Source organism: Rhodococcus sp. D-6, assembly GCF_040256695.1.
Lineage (GTDB): Bacteria > Actinomycetota > Actinomycetes > Mycobacteriales > Mycobacteriaceae > Rhodococcus > Rhodococcus pyridinivorans.
On record NZ_CP132970.1, the window covers coordinates 159832 to 172458 of the forward strand.

Here is a 12627-nt window from a genome sequence, read left to right on the forward strand (position 1 = left end):
CGAGGGCATACTGGAGTACGTCCTGCGAGGAATCGACTACGGGTGGAGCCCGTCATGATCGGCAGCAACGAATGGTGGGAGTGGGGTCGGCAGATCGCACTCGCGGTGACCGAGCCGCATGCACTGCACCGTGCCCGCATGATCGTGCGCGGCGTCGTCGCCGAATCCGAGGCGGTGAGCGACAGCCGCCGGGGCGACGCCGAGATCCACTCCGTCAACCTCGCGCAGGGCACTCCGGTCACGATGAGCCCCCGACTGGCATCGATGGTGCGGTCGGCGCTGTGGGCGGCCCGCATGACGGGCGGGACCATCACCCCGGTCGACTCCGACGACGCCTCCGTCGATGCCGGAGCCATCCCGCCGATCCATCCCATCCCCACCTACCGCGACGTGCAGATCGACGGAGACATCGTGCTCGCTCCTTTCGGGGTGAGTCTCGAACTCGGCGCGACGGCCGTGGCCGACACCGTCGACTACTCCGCGGCGCTCGTCGCGAATCTGCTCGAATGCGGGGCGCTCGTGCGCATCGGCGACGTGATGGCCACCGCGGGGCACGCGCCTGCCGGGGGATGGCAGGTGCCGCTCCCGGACCGGGGCTCGGTCGAACTGCCTGCCGGATCGGCGATGGCGTCGCACACCAGCGACGTCGTCGACCCCGAGCGGTGGCGTCTCGTCAGCGTCATCGCTCCCGACGCGGTGTGGGCTCATGCGGCCGCGGCGACGGCGTTGCAGCGGGGCATCGGAGCCCTGTCGTGGCTCGAACAGTACGACCTGCCGGCGCGTCTCGTCGACACGCACGGACGGGTCCGGACCACCACGGCCTGGTCCGATCCGAAGGCTGCTTGATCTCTCGAGCAGGATGCGGTCAGGCTCCGTCGCGCAGGGTGCGGTAGACCTCGATCAGGTGGTCGGTGGACGCGTCGCCGGTCTCGGGGATCTCGTCGCCGGCGAGCACCGTCTGCAGGGCGGTGGCCTGGGTCTTGCCGAGTTCGACGCCCCACTGGTCGAACGAGTCGATCCCCCACACGACGCCTTGGACGAAGGTCTGATGTTCGTAGAAGGCGATGATCTGCCCGACCACCGACGGGGTCAGTTCCGGGGCGAGGATCGTCGTCGACGGCCGATCCCCGGGCATCACCTTGTGCGCGACCAACGCCTCGTCGACGCCGTCGGCGCGGACCTCGTCGGCATCACGCCCGAAGGCCAACACTTTGGCCTGGGCGAACATGTTCGCCAGCAACAACACCTGCATGCTGGTCTGCCCGTCGCGGGCCGGTAGGTCGTCGCCGCTACGGGCCAGGCCGAGGAAGTCGACGGGGACGATCTCGGTGCCCTGGTGCAGCAGCTGGAAGAAGGCGTGCTGACCGTTGGTACCGGGCTCACCCCAGAACACCTCCCCGGTCGGACACACCACCGGTGTGCCGTCGGCGCGCACGGATTTGCCGTTCGATTCCATGGTCAGCTGCTGCAGATAGGCCGGCAGCCGCGCCAGATCCTGCGCATAGGGCACCACCGCGCGCGACCGATAACCGAGGACGCTCGCATTCCACACCCCGATCACCCCCGCCAGCAACGGTGCGTTCCGGGCCGGGGCGGTGGTGGCGAAGTGGGTGTCGATGGTGTGCATGCCGGCGAGGAACTCGGCGAACCGCTCGCGTCCGATGGCGCACATCACCGCCAGCCCGATCGCCGAGCCGACCGAATAGCGGCCGCCGACCCAGTCCCAGAACTCGAACATGTTCGCCGGGTCGATGCCGAACTCGACCACCCGCTCGGTGTGCGTCGACACCGCGACGAAATGCTTCGCCACCGCGTCTTCACCGAGGGCGTCGACGAGCCAGCGGCGGGCGGCGGTGGCGTTGGAGAGGGTTTCGAGGGTGGAAAACGTCTTCGACGCGACGATGAACACGGTCGTCGCCGGGTCCAGGTCGGCCAGTGCCGCGGTCAGATCGGCGGGGTCGACGTTGGAGACGAACCGCGTCGCCGGCCCGTCGTGGAAGCGCCGCAGTGCGCGGGTGACCATCGCCGGGCCGAGATCGGAGCCGCCGATGCCGATGTTGACCACCGTGGTGATCTGCTGCCCGGTGGCGCCGCGCCAGTCGCCGCTGCGGAGGCGGTCGGTGAACTCGCCCATCCGGTCGAGCACGGCATGGACATCGGCGACGACATCGACCCCGTCGACGATCAACTGCGCATCGCGGGGCAGGCGCAGGGCGGTGTGCAGCACCGCCCGATCCTCGGTGACGTTGATGTGCGCACCCGAGAGCATCGCCTCCCGAGCCGCGGCGATCCCCGCGGTGTCGGCGAGCTCGAGCAGGGCCTGCACGACCGGGGTGTCGAGGCGTTGCTTGCTGAAATCGATCACCAGATCCCCGGCAGGGACCGTCAACGCCGAGACCCTGTCGGGTTCGGTGGTGAACAACTGCCGCAGCGACACCAATTCGAGCCGGTCGCGATGGTCTTCCAGAGCTTTCCACGGTGCCGTTGCGGTTACGTCGCTCATGTCGTCGACAGTAGTGCGCCCCGACACGGTGCGCCCGGTGTGCAACTGGGCCCCGGTGTGACGAACGGATCCCTCGGTTTCCCACAGCGAGCGACCGCGACGCGCATGATGGGGCATATGGATGCTGCAGAACTGATTCGGTCCGTCCCCACCGACCTGTTCCTCGGCGGTGAGTGGGTGGCGGCCGAGAACGGAGCCACCTTCGGAGTCCACGATCCCGCGACCGGTGACGAACTCACCCGTGTCGCCGATGCCGCGCCCGGTGATGCCTTGCGGGCCCTCGACGCGGCCGTCGCGGCCGGTCCGGAATGGGCTGCGACCCCGCCGCGAGAACGCGCCGAACTGTTGCGGACGGTGTGGCGGAAGATCACCGAACGCGCCGACGACTTCGCGCTGCTCATGACACTCGAGATGGGTAAGGCACTACCGGAGAGCCGATCGGAGGTGACCTACGGCGCCGAATTTCTGCGATGGTTCTCCGAGGAGGCGGTCCGCATCGCCGGTCGCTACACGCCCGCCCCTGCCGGCACCGGTCGCGTTCTCGTGACGAAACAACCCGTCGGTCCCTGCCTGGCCATCACACCGTGGAACTTCCCGCTCGCGATGGGAACCCGCAAGATCGGTCCCGCCCTCGCGGCGGGATGCACGATCATCGTCAAGCCCGCGTCCGAGACGCCCCTCACGATCCAGCTGCTCGCGCAGCTCTTCGACGAGGCAGGACTACCCAGGGGTGTCCTGTCGGTGCTCCCGTCCTCACATGCCGGTGAGGTCACCGGGCCGCTCCTCGAGGATCCCCGGCTGCGCAAGCTCACCTTCACCGGCTCCACCGAGGTCGGGCGCATGCTCGCCGAGAAGGCCGGTCGTTCGCTGCTGCGCACCTCGCTCGAGCTCGGAGGCAACGCGCCGTTCGTCGTCTTCGAGGACGCCGACCTCGACGCCGCGGTCGAGGGCGCGGTGGCAGCCAAGCTGCGCAACGGGGGAGAGGCCTGCACGGCCGCGAACCGCTTCCACGTCCACAACTCGGTGCGCGCCGCCTTCGTCGCCAAGCTCACCGAACGCATGGCGTCGTACAAGCTCGGGCCGGGAACGGACCCCGACGCGACGCTGGGCCCCCTGGTCAACGAGAACCAGAAGAAGACCGTGATCGAACTCGTGCAGGACGCGGTGTCGGCGGGTGCCTCGGTGCGCCTGGGCGGTGAACCCGCGGACGGACCGGGATGGTTCTACCCGGCCACCGTGCTCGACGACGTGCCGAAGCAGGCCCGCATCCTGCAGGAAGAGGTCTTCGGGCCGGTCGCGGCCGTCACCGGCTTCGACACCGAGGAGGAAGCCCTCGCGGCGGCGAACGACACCCGCTACGGGCTCGCTGCCTACATCTTCACGCGCGACCTCGACCGGGCCCTGCGCGTGTCGCATGCGCTCGAAACGGGCATCGTCGGTGTGAACCGCGGTGTCGTCTCGGATGTCGCGGCCCCCTTCGGCGGAATCAAGGATTCCGGGCTGGGACGCGAGGGCGGTACCGAAGGCATCGAGGAATTCCTCGAAACCAAGTACATCGCCCTGCAGTAGGGAACTCGGCGATGGCCGGGACGACCTCGCCGTCAGTGACGCGGACGGCCACGCCGTTAGTGACGCGGACGGCCTCGCCGTCAGTGGCCCAGGCGGCCACGCCCGAGGCGGAGCAGCAGCATCGCCAGGGTGTGGCCTTCCTGGCCCAACTCGCTGAACCGCTCGAGGACCTTCATCTCGCGGCTGTGCACGAGACGGGTACCGCCGGACGCCATGCGGGTACGCCCGATCATGCGGGAGACCTCGGTGCGGCGCTTGACCGCGGCCAGGATCTCGGCGTCGAGACGATCGATCTCCTTGCGGAGCTCCTCGATCTCGGCCTCGGTGGGCACTGCGGTGTCGTCGGTCGCGGCCGGTGTTCCGGCGTTCGCCTGGTCCGGCTCGCCGGAAAGGGAAGAATCGATGTGCGTGCTCATGTCGTCTCCTCGCATCTGCTCTGAAGGATCGCCCGTATGGGAGCGGCTGTTACCGGTATCGGGTCGGGCCGGCAGTCGGGAATCGACAGCGACAACCGGAACTCGATCCGAGCCTGCAAAGGACAGAAGACATGGTCTCCAGTTTGCCACTCACCATGTAGGCCCTGCCACTCGGCTTGATCGACTGTGTGGTCCGGATCCGTTGTCCGAACGGTCCGGTAGTTTGGTGAAACGATGAACACTCCCGTCGCGCTCGCAAACTCCCGCCCCGGATCCGATGCTCTTCTCGAAGGGCTCAATCCGCAGCAGCGGGAAGCGGTCACGCACGAAGGAGCCCCGCTGCTGATCGTCGCGGGCGCGGGCTCCGGCAAGACTGCGGTGCTCACGCGTCGCATCGCCTATCTGCTGGCCGAGCGCGACGTCGTCCCTGGTCAGGTGCTCGCCATCACGTTCACCAACAAGGCCGCCGCCGAGATGCGCGAGCGGGTGGCGGCCCTGGTGGGGCCGCGCGCAAATGCGATGTGGGTCTCGACCTTCCACTCGAGCTGCGTCCGGATCCTGCGCGCGCAGGCGGGTCTGCTGCAGGGCATGAATTCGAATTTCACGATCTACGACGCCGACGATTCCCGTCGTCTGCTCACGATGATCGCGAAGGATCTCGAACTCGACAGCAAGAAGTACTCCGCCCGGCTGCTGTCCACACAGATCTCGAACCTGAAGAACGAACTGATCGGGCCGGAAGAAGCCGCCCACGAGGCGGAGACCGATTCGGCGGCCACCGAACTCACCCGCGTCGTCGCTCGGGTCTACGCGCACTACCAGCAGCGCCTGCGCACGGCGAACGCCTTCGACTTCGACGACCTCATCGGCGAGACGGTGGCGCTGCTGCAGGCTCATCCGCAGGTCGCCGAGTACTACCGGCGCCGGTTCCGTCACGTCCTGGTCGACGAGTACCAGGACACCAACCACGCGCAGTACGTGCTGGTGCGCACCCTCGTGGGCGATCCGGAGGAGGAATCCGCCGTCCCCCCGAGCGAACTGTGCGTGGTGGGCGACGCCGACCAGTCGATCTACGCCTTCCGCGGCGCCACGATCCGCAACATCGAGGAGTTCGAGCGCGACTATCCGCAGGCGCGCACGATCCTGCTCGAACAGAATTACCGCTCCACCCAGAACATCTTGTCGGCGGCCAATTCCGTCATCTCCAAGAACACGGGTCGCCGCGAGAAGCGGCTGTGGACCGATTCGGGTGAGGGCGAACTCATCACCGGCTACGTCGCCGACAACGAGCACGACGAGGCGCGGTTCGTCGCCGCCGAGATCGACCGGCTCGTCGACGGCGGCGACACCACCTACTCCGACATCGCGGTGTTCTACCGCACCAACAATGCCTCCCGCGCGTTCGAGGACGTCTTCATCCGGCACGGTGTGCCCTACAAGGTCGTCGGCGGTGTGCGGTTCTACGAGCGCAAGGAGGTGCGCGACGTCGTTGCGTACCTGAAGGTGCTCGACAACCCCGACGACACGGTGAGCCTGCGCCGCATCCTCAACACCCCTCGCCGCGGTATCGGCGATCGTGCCGAGGCGTGCGTGGCGGTGCACGCCGAGCGGCTCGGTGTGAGCTTCGGGCAGGCCCTCGCCGACGCCGCGGCCGGCAAGGTCGCGCTGCTGAACACGCGGGCGCAGAAGGCGATCGCCGGTTTCGTCGAGATGATGGACCGCCTGCGGGCGATGCTCGTCGCGAGCGACGCCGACGGCAACGACATGGTGGACATCGGCGACGTCGTCGAGGCGATCCTCGATCGCACCGGATACAGCGCCGAGTTGTCGGCGAGCGACGACCCGCAGGACGGCGCCCGTCTCGACAACCTCCACGAACTCGTCAGCGTGGCAAGGGAATTCAGTGCCGACGTCCGTAACGCGGCCGGGATCGTCGACGACGAACGTGAAGAGGGGGATCCCGAACCGGGATCGCTCGCGGCGTTCCTCGAGAAGGTCTCGCTCGTCGCCGACGCCGACCAGATCCCGGAGAACGAGGCCGGTGTGGTCACGCTGATGACGTTGCACACCGCGAAGGGCCTCGAGTTCCCGGTTGTGTTCGTCACCGGTTGGGAGGACGGCCAGTTCCCGCACATGCGTGCCCTCGGCGATCCGGCCGAGCTGTCCGAGGAACGGCGACTCGCGTATGTCGGCATCACGCGCGCCCGGCGTCGTCTCTACCTCACGCGGGCCGTACTGCGTTCGTCCTGGGGGCAGCCGCTCACCAATCCGGAATCTCGTTTCCTGCAAGAGATTCCGCAGCACCTCATCGACTGGCGACGCCTCGAGCCCACGCCCGCCCGTGGTCAGGCGATCGGCTCGGGCACCGGTTCACGGTTCGGTGCGGGCGAGCGGCGCGGATCCTCGGGAACACCGAGTTTCGGTGCGGCGCGCGGACGCAACAACCACTTGGTGCTCGACGTCGGCGACCGCGTCAGCCACGACAAGTACGGTCTCGGAACGGTTCTCGAAACTCGGGGCTCGGGCCCCACGGCCACCGTCGTGATCGACTTCGGCAGTGCCGGCAAGGTGCGGTTGATGCTCGTCGGCGGTGTGCCGATGATCAAACTGTGATGCCCTGAAAGCCTGTGTCAGGCGCGGATTCGCACGAAAGAGCGGGTCCGCACCGAAGCGGGAAAGAGGGCGGAACGGGACGCACGCCGAACGTACGGCGGCGAGGTCGGTCAGTCGCGCTGGATGCCGAGGGCGATACCCCGGGTGGCGAGCCACGGGACGGGATCGATCTTGTCGACGCCGTTGAGGTGCACCTCGAAGTGCAGGTGCGGGCCGGTGGAGAAGCCGCGGTTGCCCATGGTGGCGATCTGGTCGCCGGCCATGACGTGTTGACCCACGGTCACCAGGGACTGGTCGATGTGCCCGTACACGGTGATGGTGCCGTCGGCGTGGAGGAGGCGGACCCACATGCCGAAGCCGGAAGCCGGGCCGGAATCGATGACCTCACCGTCGGCGACCGCGAGGATCGGGGTGCCGATGGGGCCTGCGATATCGACGCCGGCGTGGAGGGTGCCCCAGCGTGCGCCGAAGTTCGAGGTGAACGACCCCGCGGCGGGGAGGACGAACAGCGGGCGACGGGCCGCGGCCTCGCGCGCAGCGCGTTCCTCGCTGAATCGCTGGCCCTTGGCCAGGAGATTCGAGAACTGCGACAGGTCGTTCGGGTCGGCGATGTTGAGCACCTGCGGGGCCTGCGACGGCTCGGCGTCGGCGCTCGGCGCGAACTGCGCGGCCTGCGGCACTGCGGTGGCCGTGATGATCGAGGAATCGGCTTCGCCGGCGGCGAGAGCGACCTCGGAGTGCTCGGTGTTCTGTCCCGGACCACCATTGGCTGCGGCCTGGCCCGCGGCGACCACGGCGCCTGCGGCGACCGCGAAGACTGCGGCGCGGCCCTTGAGGGCAGTGGGGGGAGTGGGAAGTCGATGGGCTCCACCGCGGGATGCGGGAGCGGTGACGTCGGTGCTCTCGTCGCGACGATCCTGCGCGAAGCGGTCGTCGCGGACGGCGTGGCCGAAGGAGTCGGAGTAGTAGGTGGGCTCGGAACCGGGGCCGGTGTTACGGAAGTCCATCGTGGCGGCTTCCCAGGCATTCCAGTCTTCGGGTGCCGATTCGGGACGGCGGGTTCGGCTCTCGGCACTCGGGTTACCAGAGCGCATCGCCATCCTCCGTTCGTGACCTCATCGTTACTTCGACCAGGCGACGGTAACGAAGTGATCGCGGGGGTGGCAAGCCGTAGTTCGTCCGGCGGACGTTATGTGAGTGGCATCACAGTGCAAACCGGGGCAAATTGGGACATGCCCCAGCGGCCGGAGTTCCAAACACTGTTTTCCGACACGTCACGAGTCTGTTGCATCGCGGCAGCGTGGGATCCGGTGTCGGGGAGCGAGTGGGTACCTGTCATTCTGAACCGAGTGCTCCGCTCGAACGTGGCGCCCGCCACGTCCCGGGAGGGGAACTGCGAAGTCGTTCCCGGACCTACGCGCGCGTGACCTGTGCCACATGGGACTGCCGCGCGTGATCCGCGGCCCGGCCGAGAAACTAGAGTCCGAAACGACCCGCTCGATACCCCGGAGCGGGCGTGAACGCAGACGAGACGGTGAGCAGATGGATCTCTTCGAATATCAGGCGAAGGAACTCTTCGCCAAGCATGACGTGCCGACGTCGGCCGGCCGTGTTACCGACACTGTCGCCGGTGCCCGCGAGATCGCGGAGGAAATCGGCAAGCCGGTCATGGTCAAGGCCCAGGTCAAGGTCGGCGGCCGCGGCAAGGCCGGTGGCGTGAAGTACGCCGCCACCGCAGACGACGCGCAGACCCACGCCGAGAACATCCTCGGGCTCGACATCAAGGGTCACATCGTCAAGAAGCTCCTGGTCGCCGAGGCCAGCGACATCGCGGAGGAGTACTACATCTCCTTCCTGCTCGACCGCACCAACCGCACCTACCTGGCCATGTGCTCGGTCGAGGGCGGCATGGAGATCGAAGAGGTCGCCGCCACCAAGCCGGAGCGCCTCGCCAAGGTCCCCGTCGACGCCGTCAAGGGTGTCGACCTCGCGTTCGCGCGCGAGATCGCCGAGAAGGGCCACCTGCCCGCCGAGGTCCTCGACGCCGCAGCCGTGACCATCCAGAAGCTGTGGGAGGTCTTCGTCAAGGAAGACGCTCTTCTCGTGGAGGTCAACCCCCTCGTCCGTACCCCGGACGACCAGATCCTCGCCCTCGACGGCAAGGTCACCCTGGATGCCAACGCCGGCTTCCGTCAGCCCGGCCACGCCGAGTTCGAGGACAAGGACGCCACGGATCCCCTCGAGCTCAAGGCCAAGGAGAACGACCTCAACTACGTCAAGCTCGACGGCGAGGTCGGAATCATCGGTAACGGCGCCGGCCTGGTCATGTCGACCCTCGACGTCGTCGCCTACGCAGGCGAGAAGCACGGCGGCGTCAAGCCCGCCAACTTCCTCGATATCGGTGGCGGCGCCTCCGCGGCCGTCATGGCTGCCGGTCTCGACGTCATCCTGAACGACGCTCAGGTCAAGAGCGTGTTCGTCAACGTCTTCGGTGGCATCACCGCGTGCGACGCGGTCGCGAACGGCATCGTCAAGGCCCTCGAGATCCTCGGCGACGAGGCCAACAAGCCGCTGGTCGTCCGCCTCGACGGCAACAACGTCGACGAGGGTCGCCGCATCCTCGCCGAGGCCAACCACCCGCTGGTCACGGTCGTCGCCACCATGGACGAGGCTGCCGACAAGGCGGCCGAACTCGCCTTCGCAGCGAAGTAAAGGGACACACAGAACAATGGCAATCTTCCTTACCAAGGATTCCAAGGTCATCGTCCAGGGCATCACCGGCGGCGAGGGCACCAAGCACACCGCGCTCATGCTCAAGGCCGGCACCCAGGTCGTCGGCGGCGTGAACGCCCGCAAGGCCGGCACGACGGTCTCGCACACCGACAAGGACGGCAACCCGGTCGAGCTCCCCGTCTTCGGCTCCGTCGCCGAGGCCATGAAGGAGACCGGCGCCGACGTCTCGATCGCGTTCGTTCCCCCGGCCTTCTCGAAGGACGCCATCGTCGAGGCCATCGACGCGGAGATCCCGCTGCTCGTGGTCATCACCGAGGGCATCCCGGTGCAGGACTCCGCCTACGCTTGGGCCTACAACGTCCAGAAGGGCAACAAGACCCGCATCATCGGCCCCAACTGCCCCGGCATCATCACCCCGGGTGAGGCGCTCGTCGGCATCACCCCGGCGAACATCGCCGGCAAGGGTCCGGTCGGCCTCGTCTCGAAGTCGGGCACCCTGACCTACCAGATGATGTTCGAGCTGCGCGAGTACGGCTTCTCGACCGCCATCGGCATCGGCGGCGACCCGGTCATCGGCACCACCCACATCGATGCCATCGAGGCGTTCGAGAAGGACCCGGAGACCAAGGTCATCGTCATGATCGGCGAGATCGGCGGCGACGCCGAGGAGCGCGCGGCCGATTACATCAAGGCCAACGTGACCAAGCCCGTCGTCGGCTACGTCGCAGGCTTCACCGCTCCCGAGGGCAAGACCATGGGCCACGCCGGCGCCATCGTCTCGGGCTCCTCGGGCACCGCTCAGGCCAAGAAGGACGCTCTCGAGGCGGCCGGCGTGAAGGTCGGCAAGACGCCGTCCGAGACCGCTGCGCTCGCTCGCGAGATCCTGCAGTCGCTCTGACAGCAGCGTCGCCTTCCGTGCGCGCCTTCCGGTGGCGTTCCGCCATCGGAAGGCGCGCACGCGCCGTTTCAGGAGTCGATCCAGTCGACTCCCGCGGGTTCGAGTTCGCCCGCCCCGGACGTCAGTGACGCCACCCAGCCCTCCAGTTCGCTCCGCTCGCGCCCCGCGACGGTGAGGACCACCCGGTCCGCATAGGCCACGTCGAGCACCGCGACCCCGCGCCCGCGCAGTTCCGCCTCCACGCGACCCGCTTCGCCGTGATCGATCGCGAGGGTGAACTTCTCCTGCTGCCTGCGCTCGACGAGGGGCGCCTCGTCCAAGGCCGTCGCGACCGCACCCGAGTACGCGCGCACCAGCCCGCCCGCGCCGAGCTTGATCCCTCCGAACCATCGGGTTACCACCACCGCGACGTTCACCAGATCCCGGTGGTGCAGGACCTGCAGCATCGGGATGCCGGCCGTGCCGCCCGGCTCCCCGTCGTCGCTCGACCGCTCGGCACGCGCCGACGGGTCGTCGCCCACCACGAACGCCCAGCAGTGGTGTCGGGCATCGGGATACAGTCGGCGTTGTTCGTCGACGAAGGCGAGCGCGGCGTCGGCCGTGTCGACACGACGAACCGCGGCGAGGAAACGCGAGTGCTTCACCTCCGTCTCGACCACGACGTCGGGACCCGGGGCGAGAGTGTGCGGCATGGACCCCATTCTCTCGGGTAGTCCCTAGGCTGTTGACTGCAGGACGAGTGACCGACACATACCGATCGACGGCAGGAGAATCGATGACATTCCCCGCAGGCGCATCCGCCCAGAGCAAGGTGGTGCCGTTGTTGCTGCCACTCGCGGTGGCCGTGCTCGGTGCCGTGAACTTCCTCCTCGGCCTCACGCCCTTCGTGAACATCACCTTCGGCTCGCAGGTGGCGCTCACGTCCTTCGATTTCGGCTTCGCCGTCGTGCCGCTGGCCTTCCTGCTCTTCGGCGGTGTGAGCGCGGCACTGTCGCTGCTCCCCGGCCAGGACCTGCGTGCGGTGGCCGTCGCGGCGTCGGGCGTCGGTTTCGTGACATCCCTGTTCCAGCTCTTCCATCTGCCCGAGGACACCGGGATCGCGTGGGGCGGCGTGACGATCCTCGTCCTCGGTTTCCTGCAGTTCGCGCTGGCGCTCGTCGCATTGCTGTTCGGCCTCGGCATCCTCGTGTCCGGCCGGTCGGGTGAGCGGAGTTCCTTCGGGTCGCCGCAGAGCGCCGGGCAGTACCAGGGATTCGGGCCCGGTGCGGGAACCGGTGAGCCCCAGGGCTCCGGTTCGCCGCAGATTTACGGTCCGCAGGGATACGGCCAGCCCTACGGCTCGCAGCAGGGAGCCGTCGGCGGGCAGTCCCAGTTCGGTGCGCCGCATCCCGGACACCAGGCGTATCCCGGACAGCAGACGTCGGGGGAGTACTCCGGCGCGCAGCAGTATTCGGGGTCGCAGCAGTACGGCGGGTCCCAGCAGTATCCGGGCGCCCAGCAGTACGGCGGGCAGCAGTACAGCGGAGCCCAGCAGTTCCCCGGTTCCCAGCAGTTCCCGGGCGCTCAGCAGTTCCCGGGCGCTCAGCAGTTCCCGGGCGCTCAGCAGTACGGCGGGGGAGCACAGTATTCCGGTGCCCAGCAGTACGGCGCCGGCCAGCAGTACACGGGTGCGCAGCCGACCCAGCAGTACCCGGTCCAGGAACCGCACGGCGCTCAGGACTCGACGGACCACACCGACACCCGGGCGGACGGCCCAGCCACCCGGGCGGACGGCACAGTGTCCGATGACGACACGACGGGCACGGAACGTCGCGAGGAGACCGGGACCACTGCGACCGGCGACCAGGACGCCACGCAGGCCTTCCGCGCACCGGACGACCAGCGGTGATCGGCGC

General features: G+C 68.1%; 10 protein-coding genes. 6 read left to right on the forward strand and 4 right to left on the reverse strand.

Annotation, left to right across the window (positions count from 1 at the left end; all coding sequences use genetic code 11):
- Nucleotides 1-54: 54 nt before the first annotated feature.
- Nucleotides 55-846, forward strand: coding sequence for an FAD:protein FMN transferase (locus RBB84_RS00830; RefSeq protein ID WP_024103166.1), 792 nt, complete (start codon nt 55-57; stop codon nt 844-846).
- A gap of 19 nt (nt 847-865) precedes the next feature.
- Here the strand turns inward: RBB84_RS00830 and pgi are convergent, their stop codons facing one another.
- Nucleotides 866-2503: a glucose-6-phosphate isomerase gene (pgi, locus tag RBB84_RS00835; protein WP_350247033.1), complete on the reverse strand. Its 1638-nt coding sequence runs from the start codon at nt 2501-2503 to the stop codon at nt 866-868.
- A gap of 117 nt (nt 2504-2620) precedes the next feature.
- Here pgi and RBB84_RS00840 point away from each other — a divergent pair, with 117 nt between their 5' ends.
- On the forward strand, nt 2621-4072 hold the full coding sequence (locus RBB84_RS00840) for an NAD-dependent succinate-semialdehyde dehydrogenase (protein ID WP_064255715.1): 1452 nt from the start codon (nt 2621-2623) through the stop codon (nt 4070-4072).
- A gap of 80 nt (nt 4073-4152) precedes the next feature.
- Here the strand turns inward: RBB84_RS00840 and RBB84_RS00845 are convergent, their stop codons facing one another.
- Nucleotides 4153-4488, reverse strand: a complete 336-nt coding sequence (locus tag RBB84_RS00845; protein WP_006553758.1) for a chorismate mutase — start codon at nt 4486-4488, stop codon at nt 4153-4155.
- 234 nt (nt 4489-4722) lie between these two features.
- Here RBB84_RS00845 and pcrA point away from each other — a divergent pair, with 234 nt between their 5' ends.
- Nucleotides 4723-7101: a DNA helicase PcrA gene (pcrA, locus tag RBB84_RS00850; protein WP_064255716.1), complete on the forward strand. Its 2379-nt coding sequence runs from the start codon at nt 4723-4725 to the stop codon at nt 7099-7101.
- Nucleotides 7102-7211: 110 nt separating this feature from the next.
- Here the strand turns inward: pcrA and RBB84_RS00855 are convergent, their stop codons facing one another.
- Nucleotides 7212-8195: a M23 family metallopeptidase gene (locus tag RBB84_RS00855; RefSeq protein WP_071936318.1), complete on the reverse strand. Its 984-nt coding sequence runs from the start codon at nt 8193-8195 to the stop codon at nt 7212-7214.
- 448 nt (nt 8196-8643) lie between these two features.
- Here RBB84_RS00855 and sucC point away from each other — a divergent pair, with 448 nt between their 5' ends.
- A complete protein-coding gene (sucC, locus tag RBB84_RS00860; protein WP_064255717.1) occupies nt 8644-9813 on the forward strand; it encodes an ADP-forming succinate--CoA ligase subunit beta in 1170 nt (389 codons plus the stop codon).
- A 16-nt stretch (nt 9814-9829) separates the two neighbouring features.
- Nucleotides 9830-10732 (forward strand): succinate--CoA ligase subunit alpha, encoded by a 903-nt coding sequence (gene sucD / locus RBB84_RS00865; RefSeq protein ID WP_006553762.1) that lies wholly within the window; start codon nt 9830-9832, stop codon nt 10730-10732.
- A gap of 68 nt (nt 10733-10800) precedes the next feature.
- Here the strand turns inward: sucD and RBB84_RS00870 are convergent, their stop codons facing one another.
- A complete protein-coding gene (locus RBB84_RS00870) occupies nt 10801-11424 on the reverse strand; it encodes a YigZ family protein (RefSeq protein WP_064255718.1) in 624 nt (207 codons plus the stop codon).
- Nucleotides 11425-11507: 83 nt separating this feature from the next.
- Between RBB84_RS00870 and RBB84_RS00875 the strand changes: the two genes are divergently transcribed.
- Entirely contained in the window at nt 11508-12620 is a 1113-nt protein-coding gene (locus RBB84_RS00875) for a DUF5336 domain-containing protein (protein ID WP_064255719.1), read from the forward strand.
- Nucleotides 12621-12627: the final 7 nt, after the last annotated feature.